This window comes from Lacisediminimonas profundi (assembly GCF_008831265.1).
GTDB lineage: Bacteria > Pseudomonadota > Gammaproteobacteria > Burkholderiales > Burkholderiaceae_D > Lacisediminimonas > Lacisediminimonas profundi.
Genome location: NZ_VTTH01000007.1, coordinates 238,523 through 255,836 on the forward strand (window position 1 = coordinate 238,523; position 17,314 = coordinate 255,836).

A 17,314-nucleotide genomic window follows, 5' to 3' on the forward strand; every position below is an offset into this window, starting at 1 on the left:
AGCAGCATGCAAGCGGCACACCCGAACGCGTAGCTGTGAGACCTTGCCGCAGCCGGCAGACTTACCGCTGCTGCGAACCCTGCGCAGTAGCCTGCTGCTCTGCCACGAAAATTTCGACACGCCGGTTACGGGCGCGATTGGCTTCAGTGTCGTTGGCAACCAGCGGCTCATGCGACCCACGTCCGTCGATCGCGAAGCGGTTGGATGCCACGCCGCGGGTGACCAGATAGTCGCGGGTACGCGCTGCACGGTTGACTGACAATGGATCATTGATGGCGTCGCTGCCGCTACTGTCGGTATGCCCGACAATGGTGATGCGGGTGCCGGTATTCTCGACCAGCGTGGTGGCGAACTTGTCGAGCACGGGCCGGAAGTTCGGCTTGACGTCCGCGCGGCCCGAGTCGAACGAGATATCGCTCGGGATCTCCACTTTCAGCCGATTGTCCTGGGTCTGGGTAACCTGCACGCCGGTACCCTGCGTGGCCTGCTGCATCTGCTGCTTCTGCTTCTCCATCCGACTGGACCAGATGTTGCCGGCAACCGCGCCGGCCGCACCGCCAAGCACTGCGCCGGTTGCGGCCCTGCCACCACCACCGCCGCCGGTTGTGGCGCCGAGCACGGCACCAATGCCAGCACCTACGCCGGCGCCGATAGCGGTGCCGCGCTGTTTCTCATCCATGTTCGCGCAGCCCGTCGCCAAGCTCGCAGCAACGAGGGTTAATACAATAGTTTTGCGCATGGGAATCCTCCGGGGGGTGTTGGGTGTCGTTGTGAATCTGGCATGTGCATTTGAGACTTGCTGCGGGAAGCGAAGTTCGGAAGCCGGGACGAAGCGCACTATCACTTCCGCCAGGACGGCTGGCCCTGCTCTCCGGAAAACTCGTCGGAGGACTGCTCCCGGACTTTGTTCTGGCGCTGCGTGACGATACGCCAGCCCAAATATCCGGTAGCGCCGAGTGCAGCGATAATCGCCGCCGGCTTGAGCAGATGCCGTCGTGACAGGAAACCGGCGCTGCTCGCCAACACTGGCAAGAACATGCCCAGCCTACCGTCCAGAAGGGCGTCGAGGGTGAACAGCTGACGCGCGGCTTCGGTGCCACCGTCCACCAGATGCGAGACTGCGCTTTTGACCAGTGCCTCTGCATGGAGGTTGGCAGCGAGTGTTTGCTTTGCCTCGATCACGCCCAGACGGAACATCTGGCCCTGCAAGAGGAGAAGCTTTTTTCGCTGGCCTGCCGGCAATTGCAGGTCGTTCTTCATAGCAGCGCATCCCGGTCGCTGCGCAACTCGGCCATGGTGGCCGGCATCGACAGCTTGTCCTCGCGCAGCATGGACTGCGCGCGCCTGAACAACAGCAAGGCCGCGAGCGTGAACACTGCGCCCAGCACTGCGAGTATGGTCCACCCCATTTTCGGCCACGCCAGCATGACGATCAGCAAGGACCAGTAAGCCAGCGCGAACCAGACCGCAAGCACGCCCAGCGCGCCGACCAGCAGCAGTTTCAGCAACTGGCCGCGCACCTCGCCCAATTCGACCGCGGCCAGCTCGATGCGGCTGATGACCAGCCCTATGGCATTACGGGCCAGGCCGGACACACTGGCAAACAGGCCGGGCTGCTGCCCGGTGCGGTCATCCATTTGATTGGACGCCGCTTATTTGCGGGCAATCAGCACGCCGATCAGCAGGCCTGCGCCAGCCGCTACTGCTACTGCCTGCCATGGGTTCTTGCGTACGTAACCGTCTGCCGAATCAGCGAGTTCCTTGCCGGCTTCGATCGCGGCGGCCTGCAATTCCTTGGCCTTGCCGCCGGCCTCGTCGAGCAGCGCCATGCCCCTCGCGCGCAGGTCGTCTGCCTTGGCGCCGGTGGCCGATGTCGCTTCGCGAAACAGATCCTGCGCGTCGCGCAGCAAGGTGCCGAAGTCGTTGCGGACAGTCTTGAGTTGGGATTGGACCATGGGAATTCTCCTGATTCTGTTGGTTTTGCTTATGGACGGACTGCGGAGAGCGTCTTGTTTGCCGACAACTGCATTAACTTGAGCGCAACAAGGCACTGTCTATTGTAACTGCGGACACTTTGCGTGAAAACAAGTGCGCGGTTGACAATTGCCCTCCTCGTCCCTCGCCCTCAATCACCTCAATCCTCAACGCACCAGTGCACCGCTCTTGCTGACCACCGTCAATTCCACGAAGCGCGAGCCGACATGATTACTGGCCGAGAAAGCGACCGGATAGCCACCCATGTTCATCTGCCCGAGTCCCTCCAGCGCCTGCCGCACCGAGGCCCTGCCGGGCGACTTGCCTGCTTTGCGCAGCGCTGCCACCAGGACCCTGGCGTTCATGAAACCTTCCATCGACGGATAGGAGTACGGCGTCCCCTTGGCGTAGCGGGTCATCAGTGCCTGGTATTCCGAGACCAGCGGCAGCGTGGCACTGTACGGGAAGGGAAAGACCTGCGAAATGCCAACCCCCTGTGCCACCGATGCGCCGATAGCCTTGGTCATGCCTTCGACGTTGGCCGTCGAGATGTTGAACAGGAAGCCGCGGCCACCGGCCGCGCGGTACTGCTTGACGAACTGCGCGGCCGGCGCGGTGAGCGCGACCATGACGACCGTGTCCGGATCGGCAGCGATCACGTCCTTTACCGCCGTATCGACCTTGGTCGTGTAGGGCTCGTAGGAAACCCGTGCAGCAACAGCGATATTGCGCTTTTTCGCGGCATCTTCCAACGCGCGCACGCCGGCATCGCCGAACGGATTATCTTCGTAGAACACCGCAATGCGCTTGGTGCCGAGGCCGGCGACGTGACGCACGATCGCGTCAATCTCGTCGGCATAGCTGGCCCGCAGATGGAAGATGGCTGGATTGTGCGGCTCGCGCAGCAGCCGGGCACCGGTAGATGCGCCAACCAATGCCAGTGGCGTATTGTCGAACAGGCTCTGCTTGAACATTTCCGAAACATTGTCGGTGCCGTAATAGCTTGTCAGCGCAATCACCTTGGGATCGGCGATGAATTCCTTCGTGTTGCTGACGGTCGCTTCGATCTTGTAGCCGTCGTCCTTGACCAGGTGAATGATCTTGTGGCCGTTGACGCCGCCCTCCGTCGCATTGATGTGTTCGAAGTAGATGCGCGCGCCGAGCGAAAGGCCGCGGCCCACCTCGGCGGCCTCGCCACTCAGCGGCGCGGATTGCGCGATGACGACGTCAGCATGGGCAGCGTAAGACGCGAATCCCGCGACGACAGAAATAAGTCCAGCCAGAAGGTTCTTGAAACGCACGATTTGCTTTATGGGAACGTGAAGGGGAGCTTATTTAACCATGATCGATACGCTACATCCACAGCGCATTCGGGCTGTTTGTTTTTCGCGCAACACCCTTGCGCAAAACAGAAAATACCGTCCGATAGACAGGCGAAGCGCTTGTTAATCGCCTTGATGACGGGCGAATTACCGACTGGTTACGGGCGCACTACGAGCAAAGTAATCGCTAATCGGCGCGGCTTGTTTTTCCACTCGTATCAATGTGCTGATATCGCATGCGGTACCACAGCATGCCTATCCATTCATGCATCGCATAGCGGCTGCGCTCGAGGGTGCCGGACTGCGGCAGGAGCTGAAGCGGAGTGAGCACTGGCGGATTGTTGCTGAAACTGGTGGGTGCAGGAACGACGTCGAGGCCGGCAGCCGAGAAAATGCGGCGCGCGCGCGGCATGTGCATCGCATCGGTCACCAGCAAGATGTGCTTCACACCCGCCTGCTTCAGTACTGCGGCGCTGTTCGATGCGTTTTCCGCAGTGTTGTCCGAGCGCCCTTCTTCCCAGCGCACCGGCACCTTGAAGCTGTCGCGCAGCGCGCGGCTCATCAGGGCCGCCTCCGGTTCCTCGCGTCCATCCGGGCTGCCGCCGGTGACGAGTATCGGCAGGCCGGTCTGTTGATGCAGCCATGCGCCGTAACGCAGGCGCGCCAGCGCGATCGCGCTCGGCTGGTCCTTGCCGCCAAATTCCAGTGCGTTCGGGATGCGGCCACCGCCGAGCACGACGATGGCGTGCGCATTGGCCTCGCGCGGCGCGAGCAGGGGCGGCGACTCGGCCTCCAGCGTATTCACGAGCCAGGCAGCCGAGAACGGTGTCGACAGCAGGGCCAGCAACACCAGTGACAGTGCGATCAGCATTCGTCCCATGCTTCGCCATCGGGTCAGCAGCAACCCGCCACCCAGGATCGCGAGCAGCAGCAGGTTCAGGGGCGGGAGAAGAAAAGCACTGACAATGGCGACCGTGAGTACGCTAGCGCTCATGCCGGCCTCATTCGCTCAGTTGCGCTTGCGCGATCGAGCGCAACTGAAAACGACCGTCGCTGTTGAACAGCCAGCTTTCGGCGATGTCCACACGTCCGTTGCGCAGCAGGTGCCGCGCCGGCTTCGGGAAGGGGGCGGCGACCTTCAGCGAGGCCAGCGCCGTCGCTTCGGTGCGGGAATCTCGATTCGAGCGCAGTATCTCGCTGCGCATGAGCTTGCCTTCGCTGTCTATGCTGTAGCGGACCACGACGACCGAGCGCAGCAGCGCCTGCGGACGCCCTTCATACACCTTGGCCGAATTGACTTGCGAAATGCGCTGGGCGAGGTCGACCTTGTAGGCGTCAAGGGCGTTTGCCGCGCGATTTGCAGCGGACTTTGCAGGGGATGCGGCATCGGGCGTGCTTGCCACGGACTCCGGTGGCGGCAAGGGGACGGGGCTTGACGCCTGCGGCGCAGGCGGGGGTGGCGCTGAGCACGCTGCGCCGAGCAGCGCGAGCAAGACAATCGTGAGTTTTTTCATGGCACCACCCGGCAGCGGAAACGAGCGGATTGTAATCCCGCCATGGTTTCCATCTCTCCATTTTTTCGACTGCTTACAAACGCAACAGGTGCGGCAGATCAAGGGATGGGCGGTTGCAGCACTGGGCGCACGAGGAAGCCACACAAGGAAGCCAGGCCAGAAAGCCACACAAAGGCCCTTCTCAAGGCCCGAAAATGCAAATGCCCGCTTGCGCGGGCATTTGCAATAATACTTTGGCGGAGTGGACGGGACTCGAACCCGCGACCCCCGGCGTGACAGGCCGGTATTCTAACCAACTGAACTACCACTCCACGGCCTCGTTGCGACATGAGACTCAAGGGGCGCAAGTCTACATGAAGTTGTTTGATTTTGCCATAGGCGGCGAATCAAAATTTCAGATCATGCAGCGGCTGCGCGCAGCGCGTTCTCTTCGCCACCCAGCGCTTCGACCAGATCGGCAATCATCTTCGACAGCTCGCCGGTCATCAGCGCGAAATCGCCATCGAAACGTTCGTCTTCATCCTTCGACGACACATCGCTGCTTTCCTTCAGCACGTCCAGCGGCGTCACCCGCTTGATCGCAAGCGACTCGGTCAGCACGAACGAGACGCGGTCGGCCCAGGTCATCGCCAACCGGGTGCATTGCTTGCCTGCTGCGATATGACGGCGCACGTCATCCGGGTCGATCGTGTGGCGCACATAACGCACGGTGGCCTTGCTATCGCCGGTGGCCTGCAATTCCGTGTCCTGGTCGACGGTGAATCCGCCGGGCCCATCATCGGCGGCAAGCCAGTCGGTCATGGCCGTACGCGGCGAACGCGCGACATGCAGCGTCTCGAGTGGCAATTTGTCGACCGCCTTTATCAGCAGCTTCAGGACATCCTCCGCCTTGGCGGCGCTGCCGGCATCGACCACCAGCCAGCCGCGTACCGGATCGATCCAGACAAAGGTGCTGCTGTAGATGCTGAAGGCGCGCGGACGGAGTTCATCGGCAACCTGTTCCTTCAGCTCCTTCATTTGCTTGCGGCCCGGCTTGAAGCCTTGCTGCTCTTCCAGCTCGACTGCCTTGGCCTTGGCGACCTGGTTGATCACGGTCGTGGGGAGCAACTTCTTTTCGCGGCCGAGCAAAAGCAGCAACTGGCGGTCGACGACATGCACCAGTTTGCCGTGCGGGCGGGGCGCTACCCAGCCCATGCTCTGCATTTCCAGGCTGCCGGTGGCAACAAAGGATTGTGGCGCGAGCGCCACTTCCAGCTGGTCAGCAGTGACGGGCCAGGGGGCGGGAAGACGGTAGATCTGCAGGTTCTTGAACCACATAGGGTGTCGCGCAAAAAGCGGCCATTCTACAGAAGGCCGGCGACTACAGGCGCTTTCAGGCTGATGAAAAACGCTAGCCTTGCTGGTCGAACAAGCCTGTTTGTTCGTGCAACAGGCCTGATTGTTGGTCGCGCGCCTCGGCTACGCCGATTCCTGCGCCAAGCAGCCGCACCGGACGCGCGCGGCGCTGATAAGCGGTTTCCAGCAAACGATGGAAGGTCTCGTCATCCAGCATGCTGGCGCTGCATTCGGCCGTGGTGCGCTGGAAATCGTCGAAGCGGATCTTGATGAACAGCTTGCTGATGCTGTGCCCCGCCCTGGCGCGCTGTATCCGCTCTGCCAACCGCAGCAGCAATTCGGGCAGCGCCTCGCGGCAGGCAGCCAGGTCCGGCAGGTCGGTGACGTAGGTTTCCTCGACGCTGACCGACTTGCGCTCACGCGACGGGCATACCTCGCGCACGTCGATGCCACGGCACAGGTGATACAGGCGTTCGCCGAACTTGCCGAACTGTTGCTGCAATTCGACCATGCTCCAGCTGCGCAGGTCGGCGCAGGTTTGCGCACCCAGCCGCTTGAGCCTAGCAGCAGTGACCTTGCCGACGCCGAACAGCTTTTCGACCGGCAGCGCTGCGACAAAAGTGTCCACCTCGTGCGGCCGCACGACGAATTGTCCGTCCGGCTTGTTCCAGTCGCTGGCGATCTTGGCAATGAACTTGTTGGGCGCAATCCCTGCCGAAGCGGTGATGCCGACCGTTGCCGCGATACGGCCGCGTATCTCTTGAGCAATCAGCGTGGCGCTGCCGCTGCACTGCTGTACGCCACTGACATCGAGATAGGCCTCGTCCAGCGACAAGGGTTCGACCAAATCGGTGTAATCACGATAAATCGCCAGGATCTGGCGCGACGCAATGCGGTACTTCTCCATGGCCGGCGGCAGCACGATCAACTGCGGACATCGCTTCAGGGCCTGCGCGGTCGACATGGCGGAATGCACCCCATAGCGCCGCGCTTCATAGTTGCAGGTGGCCACCACGCCGCGCTGGTCGGCACGGCCGCCGACTGCGAGCGGCTTCCCCTGCAGGGAGGGGTCGTCGCGCATTTCCACTGCGGCGTAGAAGCAATCGCAGTCGCAGTGGATGATCTTGCGGACAAGCAGGCTGGGGTCGAGGGTCACGCGGGGGTCGCCAGGCAGGAAAACATTGCTACGCACAATTCTACCGATCAGCGGCGCAGCGCGCAGGGACAAGCCGGCGCAAACCACAATGAACTCCCGCCCTCGGCCACTTTCTAATTGTTTTGATGAAAGGAGAGCAACATGGCTGACAGCACATTGGACCCGGCCAACTTCGGGCGGCCCGACCGCAAGCTGGGCAGCGGTCATGGCACGCGCGCGCTGGGGCCGAGCGATATTTCGGATAGCGGCAGCGACATCATGGGCAGCGCCGGCCTGGCGCACGACGAGTTGATTGCGCTGGACACGGGCACGAACTCGGATCCGGAATCCGGAAGCGCGGCACATACGGCGGGGCCGGACATCGGCGATGCCGATCTTTCCAGCGACAGCGATTCGAGTGGAACCGGCGAGCATGCGACCGCCGGCCGCGACACGGTGGCGCGCGCCGGAAGCGATATCGGCTTTGACGAGATACAGAATATCGCGGACCTGAGGCTCGAAGAAGATATCAGCGAAGCGGCGGACATCGACAAGGGCCCGGAATGGCGGGCCCGGCAAGCGGCGCGCTCACCGGGAGGCGCATCGAAGAGGTGAAAAAGACCGCAGGCGCTGCAAATGCCCTCAGGCCCTTACTTCGCCTGCACCAGTATCCACGGCTTCACCACCACGGCCCACACCTGCAGGTCCTGCTCCAGCCAGGCCCGGGCCTGCTCGTCCGTGACTTTTGCGACGCGCTGTCCGCTGATCCAGTCGCTGAACGCGGCGGTATCGTCGCGGGTCATCGCGGCCGCCACCTCGATCAGGTCGAGCTCCGGCGACACCGCGATCACCATTCCCGAGGCGAACCAGCGCGTCAGTTCGGACCACGGTATGGCGGCGGTCTCCTGGTTCAGCTTCGCATGCAACAGAGCTTCGTTTGTGTTGGTAGTACTCATGTCGGTCCAATCAGTAATGCGGTGGCTTCTCGTTCGCCGCGCCGGAATCTGCCTGGCCTTCCTGCACGTCCCTCATCCGCATTGCCAGCGCCGTGCACAGCGACTCAAGTTCGTCGATTTTCTGCTGTTGACGGAAGACCGTCCGGTTCAGGGTTTCCAGCAGGTCTTCCTGCCGGGTCAGCTTGATTTCAATGTCGACCAGACGGTCTTCGTTCATGGCGGTTCCTTCGAATGTTCATGTACCCGTCGCGCGTCAGGCCGCCTTCGGCTTTTGCAGCAAGGCCTTCAGGTTGGCAAGCCGCGCCTGCGGGGTGATTTTCTCGGCTTCGGTCGGCACAGCATCGCCTTCGTCGAGCTTCATCTCCTTGATGAAGCGCGAGACGTCGCAATGCACGCTTTCGCGCGCCCTCTTCCGCTTCTTGCACCAGCTGACCGTCAGGCTGCGCTGGGCGCGCGTGATGCCGACATACATCAGCCTGCGCTCTTCCTCTATGCGCGCGCCGATCGACTCTTCAGGCGCATCGGGATCGCCCTTGTGGGGCAGGATGCCTTCCTCGACGCCAACCAGGAACACATGCGGAAATTCCAGGCCCTTCGAGGCGTGCAGGGTCGACATGCGCACCGCATCTGGTTCTTCGTCGCGCCCATCCAGCATGCTCATCAGCGCGACCATCTGTGTCAGGTCGAGCAGGCTTTTTTCCGGGTCGGTGCCGTCGCGCCCGCCAGTGCCCTTCTCTTTCAGCCAGTTGGTGAAGTCGAGCACGTTCTGCCATTTCGACTGCGCCTGGCCGTCGTCGAAGGTGTCATAGAGGTAGGCTTCGTAATGGATGGCTTTCATCATGTCGTCCAGCACACTGGCGGCGTTGTCGCCGCTGCCGGCCGCGCCGACCCGGCTGGCGCGCGCCTCGAGCTGGTTGATGAAGTCGCCGAATTCACGCAGCGGGCGCAGTTGGCGCTCGTTCAGCTTCGATTCGATGCCGCCTTTGTAGATCGCCTCGAACAATGAGCATTGCCATTGACCGGCGTAGGCGCCGAGCGCTTCCAGCGTGGACTGGCCCACGCCGCGCTTGGGCGTCGTCACTGCGCGGATGAATGCGGGATCGTCATCCTCGTTGGCGATCAGGCGCAGGTAGCTGATGATGTCCTTGATCTCGCTGCGGTCGAAGAAGCTCTGGCCACCGGACATCACATAGGGGATCCGCTCGCGCCGCATCGCCTTTTCGATGATGCGCGCCTGGTGATTGCCGCGGTACAGGATCGCGTAGTCCGAAAAACGCGTGCGGCGCTCGAAGCGGTGCGCCGACAACATGATGGCGATCTGCTCGGCTTCATGCTCGTCGTCGTCCATCGCCATGACCTTGATCGGGTCGCCCAAGCCGTGCTCGGACCACAGCGATTTTTCGAACAATTTCGGATTGTTGCCGATCACCGCATTGGCGGCCTGCAGGATGCGCGTGGTGGAACGGTAATTCTGCTCGAGCTTGATCACCCGCAAGTCGGGGAAGTCGACCTGCAGCGTCTTCAGGTTCTCGATCGTGGCGCCGCGCCAGGCATAGATGGCCTGGTCGTCATCGCCCACCGCCGTGAACATCGGCTTCTTGCCAACGCCGGTCACCAGCAACTTGACCAGTTCGTACTGGCAGGTGTTGGTGTCCTGGTACTCATCCACCAGCAGGTAGCGCAGGCGGCGCTGCCATTTGTCGCGCACTTCTTCGTTGCTGCGGAAGAGTTCGACCGGCAGCCTGATCAGGTCATCGAAATCGACCGCCTGGTACGAGGAAAGCGTGGCCACGTAGCTCCGGTATATCCGCGCTGCCTGCATTTCCAGCTCGCCACTGGCTTGCTGGACTGCCTCGTCCGGCGTGACCAGCGCGTTTTTCCAGAGCGACATCTGGTTCTGTATCTTGCGGATCAGCTGCTTGTCGGTGGTGGCGGCCAGGTCCTGTACCAGGGAATAGCAATCGTCGCTATCGAGGATCGAGAACCGGTCCTTCAATCCCAGTTCCCTGGCTTCCCGGCGCAATATCTGGACGCCGAGCGAATGGAAGGTGCTGACGGTAAGGTGCTTGGCCTGCCTTGGCTCTTTCAGCAACTTGGCAATCCGCTCCTGCATCTCGGTCGCAGCCTTGTTGGTGAAGGTCAGCGCAGCGATGTTGCGCGCCTCGTAATTGCAATGCTCGATCAGGTGGGCGATCTTTTGCGTGATGACGCGGGTCTTACCCGATCCTGCGCCCGCCAGTACCAGGCACGGTCCTTCCATGTAGGCAACTGCTTCACGCTGGGGAGGGTTAAGCCCGGAAAGATGCGGATTTGACATGCAGGAACTCGTTGGAATAGCGGGCCATTTTAGCGGATCGGGACCGCCCGGGACTGCTGATGCAATCATTGATGAACCCGCTGCAACGCAGCTTGTCTCAATGGCAGCGCACGGCGGCGTGCGCTTGGGCCATGGTAAAGTTATCGCTATGCGATTTTCACATCTGGTCGAGATCAACGACCCACTCAATCCCCTGATCGACACCCTCACCCGTGAACAGTTGTGGAACGGGCTGGTGCTGCGGGCGGAAATGTCCAGGCGCTTCATCCCCTGGCTGGACGAATGCAACATCACCAGCCGCTCGGAAGATTCCATCGAGCGCGCGCTGCGCTACGGCGATGCCGTGATCCGCGACCGTGTAACCTATCGCAAGCTCGAAAGCGTGCACTATCACGTGCCAAAGCAAGGCGACATACCCGAATCGGACTTGACCATGACCATCGAGACGCCCTACGAGGGCCGGATGTTCGTGCGTTTTGAATATGACGATCACGCCAGCGAAGCCGGGGGCGAGGCCGAATCGATGGTGAACGATATCCGTCGCTCGGCCTATACGGAGTCCGACATCGACACGATCCGGACCATTCGCGAAATGGCGGCCAATGGCCTGCTTGACGCTCCGATGATGTAAAGCTGCCGGACTAAGAGCAAGGGTCTACGCCCGACGGTTAGCGGGCGACCGTGCGCACGCAGTTGCGACCGGCGCGCTTGGCCTCGTAGAGGGCCGCATCGGCGCGGTTTATCACTGCGGTCAGGGTGTCGCCCGGGTGCCAGGCGCCAATCCCCGCCGAGATGGTGAGATCGAGTCCCGGCGCAATTTCGCTCCAGTCATGCTGTGCAATCAGGTTGCGGGTGCGCTCGAGCGCGACTGTTGCCGTGGACAGTCGCGCGCCTTGCAGCAGCAGGGTGAATTCTTCACCGCCGTAGCGGCCCAGGCTGTCCGTCGCGCGACGGGAAAACTCGAGCATTTGTCCAAACTCATGCAGTACGGCGTCGCCCACGAGGTGGCCGTATTTATCGTTCACTTCCTTGAAGTGATCGATATCGATGATGGCGACGCAAAAACTGGTCTGGCTGCGCGCCGCGCGGCGCGCCTCATCCTGCAGCAGGCGCATGAACTCACGGCGGTTCCACAGCCCGGTCAATTCGTCACGACTGGCCAGCACGGTCAGCTTGTCGCTGGCGGACTGCAATTCTTCATTCTTGCTTTTCAGGTCCGTGCGCAACCGGGACACTGCGGCACTGATTGACAGGAAGCGGCCAAGGGCAACCACGGCAACCAGCCAGAACAACAATTGCTCGGGCAGGCTCTTCAGCGGGGCCACGTCCACAAGATCGCCAACCGCCGCGATAGCCAAGCCAAGGGTAATGGACAGGTAGTACCAGGTTGCGAGGTACATCCGCGTGCTGAAATGCAGGCTGGCATAGGACAGCGGCATGAACAGCAACACGATGAACAGGTGCGCTAACTGCGGCGCAAGCAGCAAGCCGGCCACATTTGTTGCACACGCGGCCATCACCTGGGTTGCGGTCATCGCAGGGTCTCGCCATCGACGGCTGAAGCCGCTGGCGATCGCGGTCAGGAATACCGAATTGATGATGATGCCAACTGTGAGCAATATGACCGGCACCCTGAAGGGGATCGTGCCGATCCATGCAAATCCGAGCAGGATGATGCCTGTAAGGAGGTAGTCAAGTGAGGCCAGCGCCGTCCTGCGCAAGCGCAGCCGCGTATTGCGATCCAGCGAAGCGATCCAGCTTTGAGCGAGTGCCCCCATTTTTCCCCGGCCCGTGCGAGGCATCGAACCTCGTGGCGATCTTGAAGCTGCGATTTTGAAGCTGCAATTCTTAAGCTGATTGCGAACCTGATTGTTAAGCCGACTGTAAAGCCGATTGTAAAGCCAGTTCCCGCCAGCGGCGAGTGCTGCATCCCGAGTGTTGCAAATCAGATTTCCATCGGATCCACCTCGAGCGACCAACGCACGCGACTCTTCGTGTGGCGAAGCTGGTGTACCCAAGCCCGCAAGAACGACTGCAGTGCCGGGCGCGAAGACGACTCCACCAGCATCTGTGCCCGTTCCAGATCCGCCACGCGGGAGATGGTCATCGGGATCGGATCATTCAGCATGACCGATGGCGGCCGGTCATCCGCGGCATTGATCGCAGCTTGCAGGAACTCGAGCGCCGCTTCCAGCGTCTTTGCCTCGGCGCGCAGAAGGGCCTGATGAACGAATGGGGGCAGCCCGGCCTGGGCCCGCTCCGCCAGGGTCACGGCGGCGAAGCCCGGATAATCGTGGGCCGCCAGGGTAGCGTACAAGGGATGTTGCGGGTAACGGGTCTGCACCAGTACCTGGGCCGGGTTGCCCCCCTCTTTTCCCTCGGCGCGGCCGGCACGGCCTGAGACCTGCATCAGCTGGGCAAAGAGCCGCTCGCTGGCCCGATAGTCATGCGAGAACAGCGCAGTGTCGGGGTTCAGGACCCCGACCAGCGTCAGGTTTTTGAAATCGTGTCCTTTTGCCACCATCTGGGTGCCGACCAGGATATCGACCTGGCCGCTGTGGACGCTTTCGAACGCCGCCTGCGCAGCCCCCTTGCGCCGCGTCGAGTCGGCATCGATGCGCAAGATGCGCGCCTCGGGGAATACCGCCTGCAGACCTTCCTCGACCCGCTGGGTGCCGCGGCCCATCGGCTGCAGGTCGATGTTGCCGCAGGTGGGGCAGGAGCGCGGTATGCGCATCTCGAGGCTGCAGTGATGGCAGCGCAGGCGCTGCTCGGGCTTGTGCAGCACCATGAATGCCGTGCATCGCTTGCAGCTGCTGACCCAGCCGCATGACTCGCAGTTCAGCACGGGGGCATAGCCTCGGCGGTTCAGGAACAGCAGGGATTGTTCGCCGCTTTCCAGGCGTTTTTTCAAGGCGGACAACAAAGCGTCACTCAGCCCCTGCTTGGGCTTGTCGCGTTCAAGGTCGACCAGCCCTACCTTCGGCAGCGCGGCATTCTGGACCGCCCTCTGCGCCAGCGCCAGCTTCTGGTAGCGTCCGGACTCCGCGTGCTGCCACGATTCAAGGGAGGGGGTGGCCGAGCCAAGGACGATCGGAATCTGCAGCTGATGCGCTCGCCATACTGCCAGGTCCCGGGCCGAATATCGCAGACCCTCCTGCTGCTTGTACGACGCATCGTGCTCTTCATCGACAATGATCATCGCCAGGCCAGGCAGCGACGCGAGCACGGCAAGCCGGGTGCCGATGATGATTCGGGCACGCCCCGTATGGGCTGCCAACCAGTTCAGCAGCCGCTCTCCCTCGGCCAGTCCGCTGTGCATGGTGGCGATCGGCTGGTCCGGGAATCGGGCCTGCACGTGGGACAGCAATTGCGGGGTGAGGTTGATCTCGGGGACCAGCATCAGCACCTGGGCATCTGGCGAGCGCGCCAGGATTTCCGCTGCCGCATGCAGGTACACCTCGGTCTTGCCGCTTCCCGTCACGCCGAACAGCAGGATCGGCGCGAATCCTGGCTGGCCCGTTATATGGGCGACTGCCACGGCCTGTTCTTCATTCAGCGATGGCGGGGTAGCAGCGTCGTCCGAAATGGGGCCGGAGTGGCCGAATGATCGAGCCGGCGGCGTTTCGGCCTGGGCCGCGTCCGGGTTCACCTTCGCCGCTTTGCGGCGACGGGGGCCGGCCTGCTCCGGCGCCAGCTTGCGCAGTGCTTTCAGGAGCGGTTCGGGCTTTGGCCCGCGCAACTGCTTTGGGAGAGCAGGCAGCGCCACCTCGCCCAGTGGCCGGTGATAATACTCGGCGGCGAAGGCGCACAGCGAAAGCCAGCGCTCACTCAGGGGACCGAGTTCCCGTCTCCAGGCCAGGATCGTCTTGATCTTATCCGGTGCCAGCTGGCTTTCGCCAATGATGGCGGCGACGATGCCGGCCACCTCGCGGCGCCCGAACGGAATCAGCACCAGCGAGCCGACCGGTGGCACATCCTGATCAACCGGACACGCGTAGTCGAACAACCCTTCCAGCGGCGTATCGAGGGCAACCTGGAGAATGACCGGTTTCAAAGTTAATGTAAGACTTTAAATATTGGCGTAAGGCCCGGTTTTGTAAGGGCTTTTCCCAGTATCCACAAAATCTGTGGATAACTATGGGGATAACAGCTGCTTTTGGGCCGGAACACTAGATTCCATGCGGGTTTCGGCAGATTGCCATAGCGCAAGGCAAGAATAAATACCCTATCTTTTCAATGACTTACGAAATCCGTTTTTCACACATGGCGAGCGGCGTCAAGCGCGCCGGCAACGTGCCGAAATTGTGCATAACTGAAATTTGATTGTCACGAAAATTGACTTCAAACAGAGGGAAAGTTTGCAAATACGTCAGAAAGTCCCGTTTGTAACCTGAGAAAGCACATGAAGTATTAATGAAAACACGCGGTTTCTTAATGGAAATCTTCTGACGGGGAAAAGCTGTGGAAAACTTTGTGTACAACGCCTGTGTCCCGCTCTGAATCCTAAGCTGACAATTCTCTGCCGATGCGGGCCACGGACCTTCCCTGGCGGAATTTCCTGTTTTGATTCAGAAACTTAGCGCCACCTTCCCCGAACAGCCATTCAGGGACCGGTTGCTGCTTCGCACAAATATCCAGATGTGCATAACTGTGCATGGGCGTGCACAGGATCAGGTCATTTGCGGAGTTCGCGGCTGATTGCATGAACCGCCTGCACCAGTTCGGTCACAGCCTCGGGTGGGGTGAATTGGGAGATTCCGTGGCCGAGATTGAACACGTGTCCGGAGCCAGGACCAGGCCGGCCAAATGATTCCAGGACGCCGCGCACTTCCTGGCGAATCTGGTCGGCACCGGCAAACAGCACGACCGGATCGAGGTTGCCCTGGAGCGCGACGCGGTCGCCAACCTTGGCCCGGGCTGCAGCGAGATTGACTGTCCAGTCGAGGCCAACGGCATCGGCACCGCTGTCGGCAATCTGGTCCAGCCACAGTCCACCACCCTTGGTGAAAACAATCAGCGGAATGCGTTGGCCATTGTGTTCGCGCTTGGTCAGGCGTATCACTTCCTTCATGTAATCAAGTGAGAAGCGCTGGTACACGCCGTCGGCCAAGGCGCCACCCCAAGTATCGAAAATCATCAGTGCCTGGGCGCCGGCATCGACCTGGGCGTTCAGGTATGCCGCCACCGACGCTGCATTGATGGAAAGAATCCGGTGCATGAGGTCAGGGCGGTTGTAGAGCATCGCCTTGACTGTGCGGAAATCGTCGGAGCCGCCACCTTCAACCATGTAGCAGGCCAGTGTCCACGGACTGCCAGAAAAACCGATCAGCGGTACCCGTCCCTGCAGCGCGACGCGGATCTGCGTGACCGCATCGAATACATATTGCAGCGACGAAAGGTCCGGCTGCTGCAAAGCCATGACCGCCTTTTCATCACGCAGCGGGTGGGCGAAACGTGGCCCCTCGCCCTCGGCGAAACTGAGTCCCAGTCCCATCGCATCGGGAATGGTCAGGATGTCCGAGAAAAGAATTGCGGCGTCAAGCGGGTAGCGATCGAGCGGCTGCAGGGTGACTTCGGTCGCCATTTCCGGGTTCTTCGCGAGGGCGAGGAAGGATCCTGCGCGGGCGCGTGTGGCCCGGTATTCCGGCAAATAGCGGCCGGCTTGTCGCATCAGCCACACCGGCGTGTAATCAGTCGGCTGGCGCATCAGCGCGCGCAGGAAGGTATCGTTTTTCAGCGGGGCGAAGGAAGGCATGGACGAGGATAGTCTGCGTGAAGACCGCTATTATCGCCTAAAGCGAGGCCTGCACGGTCACTGCTGCCCTTGGTCGAGAGCGATGCCGGCGACAAAGTCGGGCCGCCGGCAGGCTTGCACCAGGATCTCGGCCCACACTTCGCAACCTGCTGCCGACGGATGATAGCCATCCGGCGCCATCAGGGCAGCATCTGCCAGTGCAGATGGCAGCGGGGCATGGCTTGTGTCGGGCCGGGACGCGGCAATCCGGGCAAGTGCGCTGTCGAGTGCCGATGCCTTCAGTCCCAGCACCGCCCGCAGCGGCCATGGCAGGGCCGGGAAATCGGCCAGCGGTGGCACGCCGGAGAGCACGATGTGGCGCGGGTTGATGCGCTGCTCGATCAGTTCAAGCATCCGGATCATGTCGGAATGCCATTCATGGCCACGACGGAATGCGGTGCAATCGTTGACACCAAAAGCGACACAGGCGATGTCCACGGCTTGCGCAGGGAGCAAGGGCAACAGGTCGCGGATTGCATCGGCGACGGTGGCGCCATTGCGGCCCCACGCGCTCCACTCTACGGCGCGGCCGGATCGTCGTCCCAGGCTTCCCGCCATCATGGCAGCCAGGCTTTGCTGATAGCTAGTGACGCCGATTCCGGCCACCGGCGATTCACCGATGACCAGCAGCTTCATCGGCTCGCCAGGCCCACCCGCGATCTGCCCCCAAGGGTCGTCTGTCGGCTCCGGCAGCCGTGGCACGTGGCGCCGGGTATGCCTGCCCTGAAGGATCAGCACCGGCATCAAGGGCAGCGCAACCAGTTCCGGCAGGAGTTCACGCAAGCGCTTGATCATTCTGGAATCAGTGTGGCGGTGCTGGACGGCTGGACTGCCTGCTTGCCGTGCTCGATCATCATGGCCATCTGGGCTCCTTGATTCCTGCGTCAGGACCATGCGGTCCTATGCGGTCACCCGGCGGAATAAAAAAGGCAGCCGAAGCTGCCTTTCTTTGCCATCCTTAGTG

The 17,314-nt window shown here is 61.7% G+C and carries 18 protein-coding genes and 1 tRNA gene; 2 read left to right on the forward strand and 17 right to left on the reverse strand.

Going from position 1 to position 17,314, the window contains the following annotated elements; genetic code table 11:
• Positions 1 to 61: 61 nt before the first annotated feature.
• The 10 genes from FVE66_RS18660 to dinB all read right to left on the reverse strand — a co-directional run bounded on the left by FVE66_RS18660 (position 62) and on the right by dinB (position 7,301).
• The gene (locus FVE66_RS18660) at positions 62 to 739 is read right to left on the reverse strand and encodes a YiaD family glycine zipper/OmpA-like lipoprotein (protein WP_151448974.1); all 678 of its coding nucleotides are present in this window, start codon (positions 737 to 739) and stop codon (positions 62 to 64) included.
• A gap of 101 nt (positions 740 to 840) precedes the next feature.
• Positions 841 to 1,260, reverse strand: coding sequence for a hypothetical protein (locus FVE66_RS18665; RefSeq protein WP_151448975.1), 420 nt, complete (start codon positions 1,258 to 1,260; stop codon positions 841 to 843).
• A complete protein-coding gene (locus FVE66_RS18670; RefSeq protein ID WP_151448976.1) occupies positions 1,257 to 1,637 on the reverse strand; it encodes a phage holin family protein in 381 nt (126 codons plus the stop codon). The genes FVE66_RS18665 and FVE66_RS18670 overlap by 4 nt, the downstream gene beginning before the upstream one ends.
• 15 nt (positions 1,638 to 1,652) lie before the next feature.
• On the reverse strand, positions 1,653 to 1,955 hold the full coding sequence (locus FVE66_RS18675; protein WP_151448977.1) for an ElaB/YgaM/YqjD family protein: 303 nt from the start codon (positions 1,953 to 1,955) through the stop codon (positions 1,653 to 1,655).
• A gap of 186 nt (positions 1,956 to 2,141) precedes the next feature.
• Positions 2,142 to 3,275 (reverse strand): ABC transporter substrate-binding protein, encoded by a 1,134-nt coding sequence (locus FVE66_RS18680; RefSeq protein WP_161993341.1) that lies wholly within the window; start codon positions 3,273 to 3,275, stop codon positions 2,142 to 2,144.
• A 208-nt stretch (positions 3,276 to 3,483) separates the two neighbouring features.
• The gene (locus FVE66_RS18685; RefSeq protein WP_151448979.1) at positions 3,484 to 4,290 is read right to left on the reverse strand and encodes a YdcF family protein; all 807 of its coding nucleotides are present in this window, start codon (positions 4,288 to 4,290) and stop codon (positions 3,484 to 3,486) included.
• Between the two features lie 7 nt (positions 4,291 to 4,297).
• The gene (locus FVE66_RS18690) at positions 4,298 to 4,810 is read right to left on the reverse strand and encodes an energy transducer TonB (protein ID WP_151448980.1); all 513 of its coding nucleotides are present in this window, start codon (positions 4,808 to 4,810) and stop codon (positions 4,298 to 4,300) included.
• A 234-nt stretch (positions 4,811 to 5,044) separates the two neighbouring features.
• Positions 5,045 to 5,121 (reverse strand) — tRNA-Asp (locus tag FVE66_RS18695).
• 88 nt (positions 5,122 to 5,209) lie between these two features.
• Complete coding sequence (locus FVE66_RS18700) at positions 5,210 to 6,127, reverse strand: recombination-associated protein RdgC (RefSeq protein ID WP_151448981.1); 918 nt, start codon at positions 6,125 to 6,127, stop codon at positions 5,210 to 5,212.
• A 73-nt stretch (positions 6,128 to 6,200) separates the two neighbouring features.
• Positions 6,201 to 7,301 carry a DNA polymerase IV gene (gene dinB / locus FVE66_RS18705; protein WP_277753174.1) on the reverse strand — a complete coding sequence of 367 codons (1,101 nt, stop codon included), beginning with the start codon at positions 7,299 to 7,301 and terminating at the stop codon, positions 6,201 to 6,203.
• Positions 7,302 to 7,442: 141 nt separating this feature from the next.
• Here dinB and FVE66_RS18710 point away from each other — a divergent pair, with 141 nt between their 5' ends.
• On the forward strand, positions 7,443 to 7,895 hold the full coding sequence (locus FVE66_RS18710; protein WP_241673281.1) for a hypothetical protein: 453 nt from the start codon (positions 7,443 to 7,445) through the stop codon (positions 7,893 to 7,895).
• A gap of 35 nt (positions 7,896 to 7,930) precedes the next feature.
• Here FVE66_RS18710 and FVE66_RS18715 read toward each other — a convergent pair whose 3' ends face one another.
• From FVE66_RS18715 to FVE66_RS18725, 3 genes are read right to left on the reverse strand one after another with little or no spacing between them, the layout of a single operon-like run.
• On the reverse strand, positions 7,931 to 8,236 hold the full coding sequence (locus FVE66_RS18715) for a DUF2288 domain-containing protein (RefSeq protein ID WP_151448983.1): 306 nt from the start codon (positions 8,234 to 8,236) through the stop codon (positions 7,931 to 7,933).
• Positions 8,237 to 8,246: 10 nt separating this feature from the next.
• A complete protein-coding gene (locus FVE66_RS18720) occupies positions 8,247 to 8,453 on the reverse strand; it encodes a SlyX family protein (protein WP_151448984.1) in 207 nt (68 codons plus the stop codon).
• 36 nt (positions 8,454 to 8,489) lie between these two features.
• Positions 8,490 to 10,553, reverse strand: a complete 2,064-nt coding sequence (locus tag FVE66_RS18725; RefSeq protein WP_151448985.1) for a UvrD-helicase domain-containing protein — start codon at positions 10,551 to 10,553, stop codon at positions 8,490 to 8,492.
• A gap of 148 nt (positions 10,554 to 10,701) precedes the next feature.
• Here FVE66_RS18725 and FVE66_RS18730 point away from each other — a divergent pair, with 148 nt between their 5' ends.
• A complete protein-coding gene (locus FVE66_RS18730; protein ID WP_151449023.1) occupies positions 10,702 to 11,184 on the forward strand; it encodes an SRPBCC family protein in 483 nt (160 codons plus the stop codon).
• A gap of 37 nt (positions 11,185 to 11,221) precedes the next feature.
• Here the strand turns inward: FVE66_RS18730 and FVE66_RS18735 are convergent, their stop codons facing one another.
• The 4 genes from FVE66_RS18735 to FVE66_RS18750 all read right to left on the reverse strand — a co-directional run bounded on the left by FVE66_RS18735 (position 11,222) and on the right by FVE66_RS18750 (position 17,145).
• Positions 11,222 to 12,331 carry a GGDEF domain-containing protein gene (locus FVE66_RS18735; protein WP_161993342.1) on the reverse strand — a complete coding sequence of 370 codons (1,110 nt, stop codon included), beginning with the start codon at positions 12,329 to 12,331 and terminating at the stop codon, positions 11,222 to 11,224.
• Between the two features lie 167 nt (positions 12,332 to 12,498).
• Complete coding sequence (locus FVE66_RS18740) at positions 12,499 to 14,610, reverse strand: primosomal protein N' (protein WP_151448987.1); 2,112 nt, start codon at positions 14,608 to 14,610, stop codon at positions 12,499 to 12,501.
• A gap of 621 nt (positions 14,611 to 15,231) precedes the next feature.
• On the reverse strand, positions 15,232 to 16,311 hold the full coding sequence (gene hemE, locus FVE66_RS18745) for a uroporphyrinogen decarboxylase (RefSeq protein ID WP_151448988.1): 1,080 nt from the start codon (positions 16,309 to 16,311) through the stop codon (positions 15,232 to 15,234).
• 57 nt (positions 16,312 to 16,368) lie between these two features.
• A complete protein-coding gene (locus tag FVE66_RS18750) occupies positions 16,369 to 17,145 on the reverse strand; it encodes an SGNH/GDSL hydrolase family protein (protein WP_241673282.1) in 777 nt (258 codons plus the stop codon).
• Positions 17,146 to 17,314: the final 169 nt, after the last annotated feature.